Genomic DNA, 17,166 nt, shown 5'->3' on the forward strand with positions numbered 1-17,166 from the left:
AGTCTATTAATAGTTCAATGGATAACGAATTAAATAACCATTTGCCTGCGAAACTAACAAAATCGTCCCGTCTGTTTGCTTTTGGAACGCGATTTTATTGGAGCCTTCGTAGTTTTCTTTATTTAATTCATTCCCACGTATAGTATAAATATAACAATTATTGGCAATCCCATCTATTATTCCAACAACAGTTTTGCCATTGGGTAATTTTATGATGGAAGCATCGTCAATATTTGTAATGGTGGAGTTGAACTGCCCTAAGATCGTTCCTGTTCCTGTTATTACATAAATCATATTCTGTTGATTCAAAAAGAAGAGTTGTTCATCCCCCAAATTTTGAGTGTTGAGTATGGCAGAAACATTTCCGACCAACATCGCTTTATTCCCGTTCTCAGTCAGTCGCACAAATTGTTTTTTAACTAAGCCAAGAAGGCTTATTGTGCCGTTGACTTTTACCAGGTGCCATTCTCCTTCGTTCAGGTTTTGGGACCGGATGACCCGTTTTTTCTTGATAGAAATACTTGACCAGTTGGAGTTGGTGCAGATATGAGCAAGCAATTCCCCCTTTTTTCCCTGAACAACCAATTGTGCCTCTTTTTGCAGTCCTCCGTTTACGCCAACCCGGAAGCTTTGTTTTCCATTGGTGCCGTATCCCTGAACCTGTCCGTCCGCCACGAAAGAAATATAGTCCTTTCCGTTCCAATAATAAGAAAACAGGTTACTGGTGACCTCATTACATGCAATGGGGAAACCTGAAAGATTATTCCCGGCCCTGTCAAAACCCTGTACGCCTGTTTTGGTGTTTAGGAAAATCCCGTTTCCAATGCAGACAGGTTTACCAATTGGCTCGGCATCCAATGATTTGCTCCAGAGAATTTGTTTGCTTCCGATAAAGTAAAGCGTGTTTGATTGAGTTATTGCAATGATATTATTTGATCCCTGTACCGGAGATAAGCAACGCAGATTGTCATCCAAACGCAGGGGGTTTAACTTCGGGAGCTCTTTAGAATCCAATTCGGAGTCGGGGTTATTGTCATTTAAAAGCTGGACTGTACTGTGATTTGCACCGGTTAGCCTGCTCATCGTAATTTGCTTATTCCTGTCAAAATTGCGATAAGATACTTTTTGCGGGCTGTTGTTGAATAATTTAAACTTTAATGTAGTAGATTGTTCCAGAGTAGCTCCCGTTTCGTAGGCACCAATTATTCTATTGATACTTTGCTGGGAGTTTGAAATCAGCACGCTGTTATTAAAAATCTCCAGGTAGGTTTTTTTGTTCGCATGCAGGAAGGGGAAATAATATCCTTTTAGCGTTGCCTGCTTTTGTTTGTCCGATAAATCCACACGATCCAGTTCGCTGAGAATAGCTAAAGGATCTTGTCCGGGTTTATAATCAGTTACTAAACAACTGTCTCCCTGGTAAGCAACAAGTGCCAAACCGAAATTCATCCATTCATAGAGGATTGATTTAGCCGGATATTTTGAAAGCAGGTAATTCTTTTCGTAAAAAGTATAGGAATCGAAATCGGCAGGAATAAGCTCCTGAAATAGTTCCTGGTCGTTAATCAGCGGCAAAGCTTTGCCCCCCGAATGAGTAATGTATTTGGCATTGTGACTTGAAATAAAGTAGGAATCTTCTATTTCATAGGTTCTATCAGCTGTTTTGTAAACCAGGGATAAACTGCTTTTCCGGTCTAAATATTTCCATGATACGATGCTTTTTGTGCCCGGCTGCCATTCCTCGAGATAGAGAAGTAAGAATTTTCCGTGAAACTCGCCCTTCCAATTATTAGATAAGGAAAGATGTTTTTGTGTTGAAATTGTAGCAGATAAAGAAAGTTTTTCAATGTATTTTTTTACAATTTCACTGGTCCATGGTTTGCTTCGTTCCAACAAAACCAGGTTGCGGCTGGTAGAAAAATAGAAATGCTGAATGCGTTCGGGCTGATTTAAAAGAATGGTAAAGAAACTGTTCTTTTGCAGGGAAGAAACGATGGCACTATTGTAGTCGATCTCGTGAGAATTGTGAACGACAATGATTGTATCATCCTTTTGAGAAAAGGTGTTCTCAGGAGTAGGAGGAGCACTGGAACCTTCAACAAGTGTGAAACCGACATAACTGATCCAAGCAAGGGAACAGGTTACCAGGAAAATAATTATCGAACGATTGAGCATACCTAATTTAACTATTCATCAAAAATAATGCTTCGCTGAGCGCGGTTTGCATATTTCTCATGAAGTAGTTAACAGTTGAGTGTTTACTCTATGAATAGTGATAATTGTCCTTTCCCGAGAAGATTGAAACCAGGTCGATGATGGATACACGCTCCGTGAATTTCTATTGCTTTCCGGTGTGATTCCGTTGGGTAACCTTTATTTGCTTTCCAATGATAATGAGGAAATTCTTCGTGAAGTTGTTCCATATACTCGTCACGGTAGGTTTTGGCTAAAATAGAAGCTGCAGCAATATTTTTATATTTTTCATCCCCTTTTATGATCGGAATGGAAGGAATTTCCCTGGAAAGCAGTGCTTTATTTCCATCGATAAGCAGGAGTTCCGGTCTGACTTTTAGAGCCATTGCCGCACGATGCATTCCTGTTAATGAAGCTTTCAGAATGTTGAGTTCCGTAATTTCATCCGTATGCAAGAATTGAACAGCATATGCGAGTGCTTCTTTTTCAATAATCGGACGTAATAAATTTCTGCTTTTTTCAGAAAGTTGTTTAGAATCATTCAACAAATGATGAGAAAAACCCTTTGGAAGAATCACCGAAGCACAAACTACCGGACCTGCAAGACAGCCTCTTCCGGCTTCATCGCAACCCGCTTCCAGCTTCGTTTCATCAAAATGGTCTAATAATTGCATAATGCAAATGTTATTAAAATAATTGTATATTTATCACAAACAACCTAAGAGGTTTTTTTTACGTCTACTTATAAACTGTTATTAGATTATGAAAAAGTTAGTAATGATATTCGTTTTGTCTTTGACAAGTTCTCTTGTCTTTAGTCAAAATTCTGCTTCAATTAGTGAAACTCAATTGAAAACAGGAAAATCCAGCGGAATTTATGAATTTTCAGTTCCAGAAGCAATCACTGCAGAAAAAGTTGAAGCTGTAAAAGGCTATTATAAAGATTATTTCTCGGTTGCTTTCAATGAATCAACTGATGTTTTGAAAGTTACTTTATTGAAAAATGAAGAAACAAATATCAATGTGATTAACCGTTTATTGGTTGCTTTAGATTTGCGCACAATTTCCGTGGGAGGTGAAAACATGACTTTCCAGGATATGAAAGATAAATATTTGAAATAAGAGAAAGCATTGCTTTCGAATATGAACAAGCGGTAGTGCAGTTCTGAGTATTGCTTTCGATAAAAAATAAAAATCCCCTGGCAATTTTGCCAGGGGATTTTTTTATGTCTGTTTTTTTGGTCTTACTTGATCAACTGAGCTTTGAAAACCTGGTCGCCGGTTCTTAAAACCAACTGGTAATTGCCTTTCGCCAATTGTCCGGTTTCAATTGTCCCAATTTTATTATTCAGAGTGCTTTCCAATACCACACGACCTGAGTTGTCGATTAATTGGATATGCTCGATCGTATATTTGGCAGATTCTATTTTGATGAAATCGGTCATTGGATTCGGATAAACGCTTACGCCGAATTGCGACAATTCGCTAATTCCAAGTGAAGAGAAGTCTACAGTAACAGATGCATTCATTTCACAACCGTTTGCATCGGTAATTGTTACGTTGTAAATACCCGGAAGTAAATTCGAAATTAAGTTCGTTGTTCCGCCATTACTCCATAAATAGGAATAAGGAGCCGTTCCACCGGTTGGAGAAACTTCCGCGCTGCCATCCGGACAATTACTACAGGTACTGCTTACAAATGATGAGTTTACGGTAATTGGAGTCGGCTCAGTCAAAGAATCTGAAATGCTTGTTGTACACCCATTCGCATCAACAACCGTTGCAGTGTATGTTCCTGCCGGAGCAATTAACAGAGTAGAATCACCGGCAATATTCCAGTTTACAGTGTATGGAGTCTGCCCGTTTTGAATATCAATTTGAATTTGCCCCGAATCTCCTGTACATAAAGGATTTGTTACGGACAAGATCGTAGCATCAGGATTCTGAGTTGTAGTAATTTCAACCGAATCAATAAATGAACAATCTCCGTTTGAAATAGTATACGTGTAATGTCCAACGTTTAAGCCTGTAATGGTTGTATCTGTAGTCGCATCTTCCCATTCTACGGAGTATCCGGGTTCTAAAGCTACAGTTGCGCTTCCATTTGCAAGTTCACAGGTTGAATTATTGGAACCAGAAAGAACGCCACCGATTTCACCGAAACAGATATCAAACTGAGGTCTGATAAGGAGTGTTTTTTGAAAGTTGGCGGGAAAAGTTTCTATAGCACTAAAATTCGGGCCGTTTGCAGGCCATTGTACATAAATCGAATTGGTTGTAAAAATACCGGATGTTTGTGCAACAGCTAAAGTGGAATCAAATTCGATTTGCATGAAACCGTATTTTCCCGGAGCAAGTGTCAATGGTCCTCCATGAATTGGAAGTGTATACATTCTTGCGCTGTCATCCAGGTAAAGAAGCGTATCGGTGGACGTTAATACAGAGATAGGTACCCCGCTGCCATTGGTATTGAAAATAGCTGTCGCTAATCTCTTCCCAGCGTAACCTCTTGCGAAATATACGTTTACAGCGGTAAGTGAAGTTGTGTTCTCTATATTGAAAACCTGACCTAAGTATCCTGAACCTCCAGCACCAATTCCGAGTTGGCCTGTAATTATTCCATTATCTCTGGCCATTTCAGTATCTGTAACAGTAATCGGAAGAGCAGATTGGATCGTGTCATTTGAATTGGCTTGGTCTGTCTCTGTAGCAACCGGGAAATACTTGAAAGTATAAACACCGTTTGAGGTAGGCGTATAACTTACACTCATTAGTGCAGAAGTGGCTCCCGCAGCTAATGAAGGAAGGATACTACTAGTTACTGTTGTTTCCAAAATACCGTCTTTGATGATCTGACAGCTCATTGCTACATTGGTCATCGCTTGTATTCCATTATTATGTATAACTGCCTCCAGTTTGAAATTTTGAGAAGTCGTTAATTGGTTCGCCGGTGCTATTGTATAAGGATTCTGAGTTGGTGTGATCACTTCCAAATCATGATTGGTAATTACGCGTAATTCAATATCATCAATAACTAAAATGAATTTGTCGTTGGAGTTGTTTCTAAAGCCAATGTATACTGTTTGACCGGTATAAGCACTCATTGAAACAGAGCGAGTTACCCAGGATGAACTTTCAGCAGCAGTTGAGAAAATAACAGTAGAGGCGCTCACCTGGTTTCCCAGCACACCGGTTCCTCCAGTAGGAACATTTGGAGCGGTCATGATCCGTACCTCATATCCATCCGGATAAGCGGGATCATAAGCCTTTGCATTCCAAAATAGTGTTGTGTTCGGCTGGATGGTTTGGGCAGGTGTCCACATGAAATCATCTGCAGCTCCCACCGGAGAATAATAAGAAGTACTGAAAGCCGCGGAATCACCTACATTTGATCCGAAATCCTCTCTTCGTTCCCAGGCTTCATTTACATAAGCCACCTGAGCATCGGGTGTTCTGTTGTCTACATTTCTCAGTAAAAACCCGGGTGCAAAAGTGTAGGTTCCTGCACCACCTGCAGTTGGTCCCGGAATACCGTCAAAATCCTCGAGATAATAGGTTTGAGAAAAGCTGAAAAAACTTAAAAATGAGACAATGAATAGAATGTGTTTTTTCATAATTAAAAGTAATAGGCCGCAAAGGTATTCAATATTAATTGATTGAAAAAATCAATTAATAAAAAGCCACCCGTCAACTGACGGATGGCTTTGTGTGATATAATAAGCAGAAATAAGCTGCTTACAACGTATATGCGTTCTTGTCAATTAAATATTGGGCAATAGCCTGTCTTTCGTTTTTAGGATTGATCGGATCAATTTTCGTGAAACGTTTCACACCTGTCACCATCATGCGGGATTCATCTCCCTCTGCGAAGCTATAGATAGCATCCTTAGCTGCTTTGTCGATCAACTCCGCTACATCATAGAAGTATGTTTTTACAATCGAGATCGGAATTGCGGCTGCAGCTTCTCCTTGCTTTTCGATGAGCTTCTCTACGCGGAGCAAAACTGATTCTGCCTGGTACACCCAGATTGCGATATCTGCAATATTCATCAGGATTTCCTGCTCTTTTGACAAGGTTTGCATCAGTTTTTGTACAGCGGAACCAGCAACCATAAGGATTGTTTTCTTAAATCCGGCAAGTGCCTGCCGCTGAGAAGCTAAGGGATGAGATCCCAATTCTGTCATTTCGGGAATACTCATTAATTCAGATGCAACTTTCATTGCCGGCCCCATGAGGTCGAGTTCTCCTTTCATTGCACGGCGAAGAACCATGTCAACGATTAACAAACGATTGATCTCATTTGTTCCTTCAAAGATTCGGTTGATACGTGAATCGCGGTAAGCTCTTTCGACAGAGGATTCTGCAGAATATCCCATTCCGCCAAAGATTTGCACTCCTTCATCTGCTACATAATCCAAACATTCTGATCCAGCCACTTTTAGAATAGCACATTCGGGTGCAAATTGTTCGATTCCTTTTAATGTTGCCGGTCCTTTTTCCATTCCGCCAGCTACATAGGCCTGAATTGCATCATCAATGTTCTGACCTGCGCGGTAAATAGCGGATTCAACAACATAAGCCTTGATCGCCTGTTCTGCAATTTTGAAGCGGATTGCTCCATATTTTGAAATGTTTCTTCCGAATTGTTCGCGTTCGTTTGCATAACGGATAGATTCCGTGATCGTTTGTTTTGCACCACCCAAAACTCCGGCAGCAAGTTTGATACGTCCGATGTTTAGAATATTCAAAGCGATCTTAAAGCCGTTTTCCCGCTCTGAAAGTAAGTTTTCAACCGGAACTTTTACATTATTAAAGAATACCTGGCGGGTGGATGATCCTTTAATCCCCATTTTCTTTTCCTCCGGGTTCAGACTGATTCCTTCCGAATCGGCCTCTACCAGGAAAGCAGAAAGGTTTTTGTCCTCATCAATTTTTGCAAAGACAGTAAACAAATTTGCAAAACCACCATTGGTAATCCACATTTTTTGACCGTTCAGTATATAGTGTTTACCATCAGGTGAAAGCACTGCCTTGGTTTTTCCCGAATTTGCATCCGATCCTGCACTGGGTTCCGTTAAACAATAAGCAGCCTTCCATTCACCACTTGCCAGCTTTGGAATGTATTTCTCTTTTTGCCCGGCATTTCCATAATACAGCAGGGGCAAGGTACCGATTCCGGTATGTGCACCATAGGCTACAGAAAAAGAATGGCCTTTCCCCAGGCGTTCAGTTGCCAATAGTGATGTTTTAAAATCAACTCCCATTCCACCCAATTCTTCCGGAACAGACAGGCCTAACATTCCCAGTTCACCTGCCTTTTGGATGAGCGAAGGCATTAGTCCTTCTTCCATTTTATCAATTCTATCCAAAAGAGGAGTAATTTCCTGTTCGATAAAGTCATCACAAGTTTGGGCGATCATATGTTGTTCTTCCGACCATTCTTCGGGAGTGAATATTTCTTGATGGGTAACATCGCGGATGATGAATTCTCCGCCTTTGATAGCTTGTGACATAATTCTATATTGTTTTAAGTTCGTTTCTGCGCCTAAGATAATGAATAAATTATTACTATGCAAGCATAGCAAATAATTTATTCAGGTTTAATCTGCTTGAAAATTAGAGGTTCAAAATTGAATGAAATTTAAACTTTTTCAACCATTTGAACTTATTTATTCTATTTCGATGAGATTACGTTTAATTTATCCATAGAATTGCGTTTTGCTCATTGTAATCTAGCATACGATAAATTTACTAAAAACTTAGTCCTATATCGTCAACGCTATACTAAAAATTCAATTACTTTTGACCACTGTAAAATCCTATGGCACAACAAGATATTCTTTCTACGCTCCGGAAATTAATTTCAGGAATGGATGAGAGCCTGGTTATTTTTAATCAGGAAGGCAGGATTTTGCATGCTTCCTATGACCTGGAAAAGCTATTGGGGAAAGAAAATATTTCAGGAACCTTAATTTTTGACCATCTCTCTCACGAATATGAGCGGATTGCCCATTTTTTAAAAGACATAAATACCTCCAAATACATAGATCTGGAGGTTGTGCTTAAAAGAAAAACAGGAACTTTTACCGGAAGAATGCGCCTGGCAGCATGGAAAGTAGCTGAAAATGAATACCTCGTTCTCGGGAGTTTGGTTGATGCTACTCAAATTGAACGTAAAAGAAGGGATCTGCTTCGAAAGACCCTGACGATTGAATTGCTTTCCAAATCGAAGAAGATCCGAAACGGGAAATTGTATGATGCAATCTATGAAATCCTGGAAATGTCTTCCAAAGCTGTTGGAGTAACCCGTGTTAATGCCTGGCTTTTTGATGAATCCCATGAACATATTGAGTGCATAGGAAATTACGACACCCGTTTGGGTAAAATGATTCCCCAGGAATCTCTGCCGGTTTTTGAAATGCCTACTTATTTCATGTTGTTTGAAACAGAGAAAATTATCCTTGCAGCCAATGCTCAAACTTCACGTTACACTTCCGAATTGAATGATACTTACCTGGTGCCCAATGGAATTGTTTCACTGATGGATATTCCACTAAGATCGGAAGGGAGTATTATTGGGGTTATTTGTTTTGAGCAGGTAAAACAAGTGAGGAACTGGTCTTTGAATGATCAGAAATTCGGATTGATTGCTGCGCAAATGGTTTCCCTGGCTGTAGAAACTCACAAACGAAAATTAGCCCAGCAAGAGTTGGAGGCAGCTTTGCGTCAGCAAAAACGACTTCTAACCGAAACGAATAACCGGATTGTCAATAACCTGCTGATCACTAATAGTTTACTGAATATTCAGGTGAACAAGGCTAAGGATTCCTATCATAAAAATTTGATGCTGGATTCTGTAAACCGCGTTCAAAGTATTTTAAGTTTGCACGAATTGCTTGCAGATAATTCCAGGAGTTTGCGTATTTCGCTGAATCAATACATTAACCGTTTGGTCCAAAGCTTGCGCGAAAGCCTTTCTTTTCCTCAAAAACAATTGCAATTGCTAACGAGCATTGACAGCTGTGAGGTGAAAAGTTCTTTAGCGATATCAATCGGGATAATAATCAATGAAGCGGTTTTGAATTCGTATAAACATGCATTCGGGGAAAATGAACTAGGGGTCATTCGAATTGATTTTCAAATGCTCGGTCCAAAAGGAATCCTTGAAATCTCGGATAATGGACGAGGAGTCAAAGAAAACAGGGAGTTGGCAGGAAGTGGAGTGGAAATCATCCGTGGGATGGTAGGGCATTTGAATGGTAACCTGGATATTGATGGCACAAACGGAATGAAAATTTGTGTATCGTTCTCAATGCGCTAATACTTTGAACATCTCAAAATGCTGCAACACATCAAATAGCTTGTAAGAAGGTCCAACAAGCGTGTATCCCAGTTTTTCATAGAAGGGGAGTGCATAATCGCGGGCATGCAGGATTAGTTTCCGGTAGCCCAGGTCAACTGCTTCCTTTTCAAGCGCAATCATGATCTTTCTGCCGTAGCCTAAGCCTTGTAAATCGGATTCGACAGCCACAAAACGAGCCTGGCAGATCTTTTCATCCACGCGGTCCAGGCGTGCAACGGCAATCAATTTTGCATTTTCGTATAACGCGAAGTGAATTCCGGTTGCGTCACCCTCGTTTCGTTCGGACCCTCTTTCTTTGCCCAAAGGTTCTCTTAAAATGCGATAACGGAGATCATAATAAGAATCCCACTCTTCGGGCAATTTCGGAATTTTAACTTCTATCATTGGTTTAATTGAAAAGCGATTTGTGATACACGTAAAGTTTCGGTGTTTTCGATGTTTTCAGTTCGAATTAACTGTTTGCTTGCAGAATCTTTGAATACTTCCTCCAGGTTTCTGATTACTCCCGCCGGAACAAAATGTTCATGCATATAGCTCATAATTTCCGTTGAGTCTAAACGGGAAATGATTTCCTGGATTATTTGCTGAAGCACGGATCGATTTTTCACCCGCCCCACATTTTCCAAAAAACGTTCATCGGAGGGTAAGTGTGAAAGGCCTAAAAAGGTGCAAAGAATTTGAAAATGTTTATTGCTGCCGATTGCAAATGTGATGAGCTTGCCGTCTTTAGTATGGAAAATCTCTCCGTAGGGCGCAATGTTGGGATGTAAACTACCAATTCTGCCCGGAATATGACCCTCCATCAAATAATTGGAAGCCTGATTCGCTAATGAAGAAATTGCAGCATCATACAGGGAAACAGAAACAATCTGACCATTATTGGTTTTAGTACGGTGGAGTAAAGCGGTTAAGATTCCTTCCTTTAACTGATGAGCAGCCAAAACGTCGATCAATGCAACCGGCATTTTTACCGGGCCGGATTCCGGAGTTCCGTTCATAGACATAAAACCGGTTTCGGCCTGGAGAATCAAATCATAGGCCACCCGGTCGCTATCGTTGCCGAAACCTGATATTTTACCTATGATTAATCGCGGATTGACGGATTGTAAATACGAATCCATTAATCCAAACTTCTCTGCATCACCTTTTTTGAAATTGCTCAGAAAAATATCCGCTTTTTCGATTAGGACAAGCAGTTCGTTTAAATCCTTTTCATTTCTGAAATTAAGTTTCAGGTATTGTTTGTGATAATTTACCGATGCGAAATAAGCTGAGACTGCTGAGCTTTTATCTTCTGATGCCAGTTTCCACGTTCTGGTAACATCGGGAACTGCGGGGTTTTCAATTTTTGTTACGGCTGCACCCAATTCTGCAAAAAAAGTTCCAACCGACGGGCCAGCCAATACCGTTGAGCAATCAATGACGATCAAATCTTCAAACATGCTCTAAAATTAGAAGAAAAAGTGAAAGGAGTGAAGATCTTAATCTGCTTTCGCTACAGGAACCGGAATAACTTCCTCAATTTTTACTTTTGTGATTCCGTTCCGGACAAAATTCAATTTTTGGGCTCCAGCCATACTCAGATCAATTATGTGCGGTGAAGATTTCCCCATCCGGTCAACAACCTTCACAATGATGATCGAATCATTTTTCAGGTTGGTTACTTTTAAGATTGTTCCATACTTCAATGACTTGTGTGCACAATACATACTGTCTTTGTGATAGGTTGCACCCGAGGCTGTTCTTCTGCCTTGAAATTTATTCGCGTAATAACTGGCATTACCTGTTTGCGTGAAAGGAGCTTGAAGTTGAAAACTCACCAAAAAACCACACGCAATTATTCCAAAAATCCAATATCTCAAACCGTTTAAATTAAAAGTTGGGTAGCTAAGATAGGGAAACCGAAAGGTTATAATACCATATTTTAGAATTCGTTAACAAGTAAAAGCATCACCTTCCGGATGAAAGATGATGCTTTAAGAGAGTATTTCCTCTTATTTTTTAACCACTAATTTCTGAGTCGAAACACTGTTCTCCGTTTTTAAAACAACTTGATAAATGCCTGTTTGAATGGAATTCAGAGAAACTTCGTTGTTTAAAATATTCGTTGCTTCCAAAATCATTTTCCCTGTCAGATCATAGATTAAAACTTCATCAACGGTTGCTCCGCTAAATTGAATCTTATCTTCCGCCGGATTCGGGTAAAGCGTGATCAATTCGTTTTTCGATTCGTTCAATCCAAGCGGAAGTTGATTGATATTGTAGGTTGTATTGGTAACGATTGCCGGATTGAAATCGAAGTAAATGTAAGCCGTGTTTTCAATTACTGAGCCCTCAGGTAATCCTGCATTTTCAGAGATTGAGTAAACCACAAAACCTTGAGATGCATCCAAATCGACAGCACTTTGACCCAAATTGATGTCGTTGAACGAGAATGTTACGACCCGGGTGCTTGGATCGATAGAAGTTGCCACCCCGTGTTTAGATCCCACATACTTAAACGTTGAAAGATCCAGATTTGCGGCAATTGTATCCTGAACAACTACATCCATTGCATCGTAATTTCCATCATTTTGGAAATGAATCACATATTCAAACTCTTCTACTGCATTCGGGTCGATATTCATTGGCTTATCCACCAATTTTTCATTCGGATCATAGGAATTGAGTACTACACCACAAATCGTGTCCAGGTTATTTCCAAGATATGAATCGTTTGGATTGGATAATGCCAGTTGAAAACAATAAGGCGTTCCGGCAGGTGTATTTCCAGGGAAAGTAAAAGGAATCTGAATATACTGGCAATCTGAAAGTCCAAGAATATCAAAGGTCAAAACATTTCCGGTCACAACAGGGTTTGTAAGTCCGCTTGTGTTCGGAATGAAATTTCCGGGCATTTGAAGCGAAACGGAGACATCAGAAGTATCGGAACAAGCATAATTACAAATATTCAGATATAAATTCCCGGTTTGTAAAGGAGCTACAAAGTTCGATCCCCAACCATAACTTACTCCGAAATCCGGATTAGGGCTCGGGGTGTTGCAACTTACCGTCATTGTTTGTTGCGGATTATTCGCCATTCCATTCGGATTGAACGAAGTAATCGTAAAGTTCGGACTTGTTTGGATTAAGCCGTTTACAGCAAGCCAATTCGGGTCAATTTGAGCGGTGTAAGGAGCATTTGCCGGGTTTAAGCCTGTGTAGACTGTCATTCCGGTATTACTTGTAGGCATCAATATTGTAATTGTACCATTTACATCCGTAAACTGATAAGGAACATTCGTATAATTTACAGAAGGAGAAGTTTGCATGGTGTAAATCCAGAGATAGCCGCAGTTTGAAGCTCCCGGAGGAGTTATTGCAACCGTTTGGCCTGCGTCTACATTTGCAGCGGCTGTTCCGCTGTAAACATTGAATGAGACTGTGTAAGTTCCGGGAAGTGTATAACCATGCGTTACCTGAGTATAATGTGTAGTATTCCCGGAAGTAGTGCTGTAGTTGTAAGTAGTGGTGTTCCCATCACCCCAATCTACAGATAAAACACCTCCGATTTCAGGGAGCGTACCGATAGTCATTTGGACTCCAAAGGTATTTTGGCATCCGTATAAGGTATCGGCAAAGAAAGAATAACCTGTTGTTTGACCAAAGCTTGTCAAAGACGCGAAACAGATTAAAGTTAAGAGAGTGTAAATTTTTTTCATAGCAAATAGTTTTATAGGAAGACTCCTGAAAAAACGAAAGGTTGTAATGGATTGAGGCTAATTATGTTAATTGCGGATATGATTGAGTAATGAACCGAATTGTGAAGTTCTTTTTCAGGATGTATATCAAAGAGTTTTCCTGAACTTTTATATTTGTGTCTATGCAAAAAAATGAATTTGTTATAAATGCCTCAGGATTAAAAGAAAAGGCGATTCAAAATACGATAACATTATTGGAAGGCGGGGCTACTGTTCCTTTTATTTCCAGATATCGGAAAGAGATGACGGGTGGTTTGGATGAGGTTCAAATTGCTCAGATCAGAGATTTGGCAAAAAAATACGATGAGATTATTGCACGTCAGCAAACCATGATCGCTTCTATCGAAGAACAGGGGAAATTGACAGATGAATTGAAGAATAAGCTCCTGACGTGTTTTGATTCAATTGTATTGGAAGATATTTATTTACCTTATAAACAGAAACGTCAAACCAAAGGAGACAAGGCCAAAAAACTTGGTTTGGAACCTTTGGCACGAATGATCATGTCGCAACGGGGCGGTGATCCGGAGCAAATGGCAGAGCGTTTTGTAAAAGGTGATGTGATCGACGAAGACATGGCGATTCAAGGGGCTGTTGATATTATGGCCGAATGGATCAATGAGAATGCAATTGCACGTGGTCGGGTGAGAACCTTGTTCCAGCGAAAAGCGGTTTTAGTTTCAAAAATGGTTAAAGGAAAAGAAGAAGAAGGAGCGAAGTATCGTGATTATTTCGATTTTTCAGAGCCGCTTTATAAAACTGCCTCACACCGGTTTTTAGCAATCATTCGAGCTGAAAGAGAAGGAATCTTATCCTTAAAAGCTCAACCTGAGAAGGACGATGCTTTGGAATCTTTGGAACGGTTTTTTGTGAAATCAGATGACGGATGTGGTGATTTAGTGGCAAAAGCCTGTAAGGAATCTTATTCCAGATTAATGTGTTCGTCACTGGAAAATGAACTATTGGCCCAGGCTAAAGAAAAGGCAGATAAAGAGGCTATTTCTGTTTTCTCAACAAACCTGAAACAATTACTGCTTGCACCACCCGTTGGAAATAAACGTACATTGGCTATTGACCCGGGATTTAGAACAGGTTGTAAAATTGTTTGTCTGGATGAACATGGTACTTTATTGACAAATGCTACGATCTATCCGCATGCGCCTCAAAATGAAAAAGATAAGGCTTCAGCTAAGATCTTTCAGCTCGTCCAGGCATATAAGATAGAAACCATTGCTATCGGAGACGGAACAGCAGGGAGAGAAACAGAATCGTTTATCAAGCATATCCGCTTCGACAGAGATCTGGAAGTATATGTGGTTCGGGAAGACGGAGCATCTATCTATTCAGCAAGTCCGATTGCACGAAAAGAGTTCCCAGATTATGACGTAACGGTTCGCGGAGCAGTTTCCATTGGCCGCAGATTGATGGATCCACTGGCTGAGTTGGTTAAAATTGACCCGAAATCTGTAGGAGTAGGTCAATACCAGCACGAAGTGAATCAAACATTTTTGAAAGATGCTTTGGATGATGTTGTTGTTTCTGCAGTAAATGCTGTTGGAGTGGATCTGAATACGGCATCACCTTATTTATTGAGTTATGTTTCGGGACTCGGTCTAAGTTTGGCAGAAAACATTGTAGCTTACCGAACCGAAAACGGAGGAATCAAATCGCGGGAAGAGCTTAAAAAAGTGAAGCGCTTGGGAGACAAAGCATACGAACAGGCCGCGGGATTTTTACGTGTACGAGATGGTGGAAACCCACTGGATAACTCATCCGTTCACCCCGAAAGCTACAAATTCGTCAATAAAATAGCTCAAAAGCTGAGCGTGGAATTGAAAGATCTGATAGGGAATGAAACGAAATTGAATGAGGTGAAACACGCAGATTTCCCGGAAGTAGATTCGTTCACGTTTACTGATATCATAAAAGAATTGAAAAAACCCGGACGTGACCCGAGGAAGAAAGCGAAAGTTTTGGAGTTTGACAGCCGGATCCGCACCATATCAGACTTGAAGGAAGGAATGATTCTTACGGGAATTGTAACAAATGTGACAAATTTCGGAGCTTTTGTAAATATTGGGATCAAAGAAAACGGTTTGATTCATAAATCCAATTTGGCGGATGTTTATGTGGAAGATCCAACTCAATTTATCTCGCTTCACGAGCATGTAGAAGTTCGGGTGGTTGAAATTGATGAGGTGAGAAAGCGAATTGGATTGCAGCGTTTGAATTAATGTGGCATAAAAAGTGTATACTTACAATTAAAACAACTATAAATTATGAAGAAGATTATTTTTTTGGGATTGATACTGGTTTCGGGTATCACTTTTGGACAAAGTTTCAGAACAGGTGACACTGAACTTGACGCTAGTCTGAAAATTGTGAATACTGATGGAAACAAAGATTTATCAGCGTTTAAATTGAATTTGACACAAACATTCAATGTTCCGATGCCTAAAGTAGAAGCTACTTTCAGAGTTGGGATGAGTCCTGGAGATGCATTGATGGCATTTCAAATATCAAATATTACAAGAAGACCGATTGAAGATGTAATCACTGTTTATAAGAGAAGCAAATCGAAAGGTTGGGGAGCAATGGCAAAGGAAATGGGAATCAAACCCGGATCTGCAGAATTCCATGCTTTGAAAGGAAAGGTAAAAGAAAAGTCGAAAGGGAATGGTAAACCCAAAGCAAGCGGAAGTGACAAAAAAGACAATTCCGGAGATAAAGGAAAGTCCAACGGAAATTCTGGAGGTTCTTCTAAAGGAGGAGGTTCAGGAAAATCCAATGGAAACGGTAAAGGAAAAAAATAATTTTGAACTAGCCGACAGAAGCCCTGATTCGTTTATTCGGATCGGGGCTTTTTCTTTTATTGGTGGATAAGTGTAAGCTTATCCACCACTTACCAGGGTAAATTTTAATATTTCGAAAAAATCGCTCCTTTGAAGGGAGTCCACACACACGCTTTTTGCCCTGCTCTTTTCAAAGCATTATTTGTCCAGGTATTACAGGTGTAAGTCATATTGTATTCAATACTTGAATCGTAAAAGAAATCGTAGGTTCCGTATGGATGATTTTCAATCACTTTTGCCTTCCCGTTCTCAAATTGGAAGCTACATTTGATAAAAGCACACAATTGTTGGTACTGTTGTTTAGTCAGCGGGATTTTCACTAAACTGGATTTGTCGATGTCTTTTGGAGTGCATAAGATCAAATGCATTGCACCCGGACCTCTCCCAAAAACGGTATTGACAACTGTTCCAACCTCCATGTCGCTCCATTCTTTTGTTCTCATGAAGAAATTTTTATCTCCCCAACCGAACTTCAGATGTGTCTGAAAGGTATCAACAGATAATGCTTTCTCCATGTCAAGAGTTTCCTTCCAGTCCATTAGGGGATGATGAATCGGAAGCATGATATCGGAATGAATACCGTTTGTGGTCAGGTAAATGATTTCTGTTTTCGGATCAGTTGTTTTCTCAGCTTGAATGGTAAATGGAGAAAGAACAAGAAAAATGAGCATATAAATACAGATGACAGCAAAAAGCAATTCGAAGAAAATTCGAACACTAACGCTAATAATATTCCAGGCTTTTTTCATGCGGTCATTTAAACAAAAATAAGAAAAAGCGGCAGCTTTTGAAGACTGAGTTACAACAAACGTTAGTGCGACAGTAACGAGGGAAAAGCGGATAGTCCGCCGCGGCGGAAAGACTGAGATACGACACTTACGAAGTATGCACCGCAGGTAAACGTTGCGCCTACGCTGAAGCTACTGCGTAAGCGTTAGGTGGCAGCTTTTGAAGATCAAATCATAACAAACGTTAGTGCGAAAATGATTTGAGAAACCAATAGCTCGTTCATTCGGA

13 protein-coding genes are annotated in these 17,166 nt (G+C 40.1%); 4 read left to right on the top strand and 9 right to left on the bottom strand.

Going from position 1 to position 17,166, the window contains the following annotated elements; genetic code table 11:
* Positions 1-6: 6 nt before the first annotated feature.
* Together K0S23_RS18380 and K0S23_RS18385 are read right to left on the bottom strand one after the other, a co-directional pair.
* Positions 7-2,175, bottom strand: coding sequence for a hypothetical protein (locus tag K0S23_RS18380; protein WP_300360337.1), 2,169 nt, complete (start codon positions 2,173-2,175; stop codon positions 7-9).
* Positions 2,176-2,258: 83 nt separating this feature from the next.
* A complete protein-coding gene (locus tag K0S23_RS18385) occupies positions 2,259-2,867 on the bottom strand; it encodes a ribonuclease HII (RefSeq protein ID WP_300360339.1) in 609 nt (202 codons plus the stop codon).
* Positions 2,868-2,955: 88 nt separating this feature from the next.
* On the opposite strand from K0S23_RS18385, the gene K0S23_RS18390 reads away from it, so the two are divergent.
* Positions 2,956-3,315 (top strand): hypothetical protein, encoded by a 360-nt coding sequence (locus K0S23_RS18390; protein WP_300360341.1) that lies wholly within the window; start codon positions 2,956-2,958, stop codon positions 3,313-3,315.
* Positions 3,316-3,437: 122 nt separating this feature from the next.
* Here K0S23_RS18390 and K0S23_RS18395 read toward each other — a convergent pair whose 3' ends face one another.
* On the bottom strand, positions 3,438-5,807 hold the full coding sequence (locus tag K0S23_RS18395) for a choice-of-anchor J domain-containing protein (protein ID WP_300360342.1): 2,370 nt from the start codon (positions 5,805-5,807) through the stop codon (positions 3,438-3,440).
* A gap of 121 nt (positions 5,808-5,928) precedes the next feature.
* A complete protein-coding gene (locus K0S23_RS18400; protein WP_300360343.1) occupies positions 5,929-7,707 on the bottom strand; it encodes an acyl-CoA dehydrogenase family protein in 1,779 nt (592 codons plus the stop codon).
* Positions 7,708-8,015: 308 nt separating this feature from the next.
* Here K0S23_RS18400 and K0S23_RS18405 point away from each other — a divergent pair, with 308 nt between their 5' ends.
* Positions 8,016-9,515, top strand: coding sequence for a histidine kinase dimerization/phosphoacceptor domain -containing protein (locus K0S23_RS18405; protein ID WP_300360344.1), 1,500 nt, complete (start codon positions 8,016-8,018; stop codon positions 9,513-9,515).
* Here K0S23_RS18405 and K0S23_RS18410 read toward each other — a convergent pair.
* The 4 genes from K0S23_RS18410 to K0S23_RS18425 form a co-directional block, all read right to left on the bottom strand.
* Positions 9,504-9,941 (bottom strand): GNAT family N-acetyltransferase, encoded by a 438-nt coding sequence (locus K0S23_RS18410; protein ID WP_300360346.1) that lies wholly within the window; start codon positions 9,939-9,941, stop codon positions 9,504-9,506. The genes K0S23_RS18405 and K0S23_RS18410 overlap by 12 nt on opposite strands.
* Complete coding sequence (locus K0S23_RS18415; RefSeq protein ID WP_300360347.1) at positions 9,938-10,999, bottom strand: CaiB/BaiF CoA-transferase family protein; 1,062 nt, start codon at positions 10,997-10,999, stop codon at positions 9,938-9,940. The genes K0S23_RS18410 and K0S23_RS18415 overlap by 4 nt, the downstream gene beginning before the upstream one ends.
* 39 nt (positions 11,000-11,038) lie before the next feature.
* Positions 11,039-11,419: a septal ring lytic transglycosylase RlpA family protein gene (locus K0S23_RS18420; protein ID WP_300360348.1), complete on the bottom strand. Its 381-nt coding sequence runs from the start codon at positions 11,417-11,419 to the stop codon at positions 11,039-11,041.
* 132 nt (positions 11,420-11,551) lie between these two features.
* A complete protein-coding gene (locus tag K0S23_RS18425) occupies positions 11,552-13,258 on the bottom strand; it encodes a T9SS type A sorting domain-containing protein (protein ID WP_300360349.1) in 1,707 nt (568 codons plus the stop codon).
* A 161-nt stretch (positions 13,259-13,419) separates the two neighbouring features.
* Here K0S23_RS18425 and K0S23_RS18430 point away from each other — a divergent pair, with 161 nt between their 5' ends.
* Together K0S23_RS18430 and K0S23_RS18435 are read left to right on the top strand one after the other, a co-directional pair.
* Complete coding sequence (locus K0S23_RS18430) at positions 13,420-15,531, top strand: Tex family protein (RefSeq protein WP_300360350.1); 2,112 nt, start codon at positions 13,420-13,422, stop codon at positions 15,529-15,531.
* Positions 15,532-15,576: 45 nt separating this feature from the next.
* On the top strand, positions 15,577-16,110 hold the full coding sequence (locus K0S23_RS18435) for a hypothetical protein (RefSeq protein WP_300360351.1): 534 nt from the start codon (positions 15,577-15,579) through the stop codon (positions 16,108-16,110).
* A 104-nt stretch (positions 16,111-16,214) separates the two neighbouring features.
* Here the strand turns inward: K0S23_RS18435 and K0S23_RS18440 are convergent, their stop codons facing one another.
* Complete coding sequence (locus K0S23_RS18440; RefSeq protein WP_300360352.1) at positions 16,215-16,898, bottom strand: TIGR02117 family protein; 684 nt, start codon at positions 16,896-16,898, stop codon at positions 16,215-16,217.
* Positions 16,899-17,166 lie beyond the last annotated feature (268 nt).

The sequence above is a fragment of the Fluviicola sp. genome (assembly GCF_029266855.1).
Lineage (GTDB): Bacteria > Bacteroidota > Bacteroidia > Flavobacteriales_D > Crocinitomicaceae > Fluviicola.

What these genes read in the sequence shown, in the direction of transcription:
- K0S23_RS18380 (WP_300360337.1), bottom strand. Translation starts at nt 2,175, where the DNA reads ATGCTCAATCGTTCGATAATTATTTTCCTGGTAACCTGTTCCCTTGCT.
- K0S23_RS18385 (WP_300360339.1), bottom strand. Translation starts at nt 2,867, where the DNA reads ATGCAATTATTAGACCATTTTGATGAAACGAAGCTGGAAGCGGGTTGC.
- K0S23_RS18390 (WP_300360341.1), top strand. Translation starts at nt 2,956, where the DNA reads ATGAAAAAGTTAGTAATGATATTCGTTTTGTCTTTGACAAGTTCTCTT.
- K0S23_RS18395 (WP_300360342.1), bottom strand. Translation starts at nt 5,807, where the DNA reads ATGAAAAAACACATTCTATTCATTGTCTCATTTTTAAGTTTTTTCAGC.
- K0S23_RS18400 (WP_300360343.1), bottom strand. Translation starts at nt 7,707, where the DNA reads ATGTCACAAGCTATCAAAGGCGGAGAATTCATCATCCGCGATGTTACC.
- K0S23_RS18405 (WP_300360344.1), top strand. Translation starts at nt 8,016, where the DNA reads ATGGCACAACAAGATATTCTTTCTACGCTCCGGAAATTAATTTCAGGA.
- K0S23_RS18410 (WP_300360346.1), bottom strand. Translation starts at nt 9,941, where the DNA reads ATGATAGAAGTTAAAATTCCGAAATTGCCCGAAGAGTGGGATTCTTAT.
- K0S23_RS18415 (WP_300360347.1), bottom strand. Translation starts at nt 10,999, where the DNA reads ATGTTTGAAGATTTGATCGTCATTGATTGCTCAACGGTATTGGCTGGC.
- K0S23_RS18425 (WP_300360349.1), bottom strand. Translation starts at nt 13,258, where the DNA reads ATGAAAAAAATTTACACTCTCTTAACTTTAATCTGTTTCGCGTCTTTG.
- K0S23_RS18430 (WP_300360350.1), top strand. Translation starts at nt 13,420, where the DNA reads ATGCAAAAAAATGAATTTGTTATAAATGCCTCAGGATTAAAAGAAAAG.
- K0S23_RS18435 (WP_300360351.1), top strand. Translation starts at nt 15,577, where the DNA reads ATGAAGAAGATTATTTTTTTGGGATTGATACTGGTTTCGGGTATCACT.
- K0S23_RS18440 (WP_300360352.1), bottom strand. Translation starts at nt 16,898, where the DNA reads ATGAAAAAAGCCTGGAATATTATTAGCGTTAGTGTTCGAATTTTCTTC.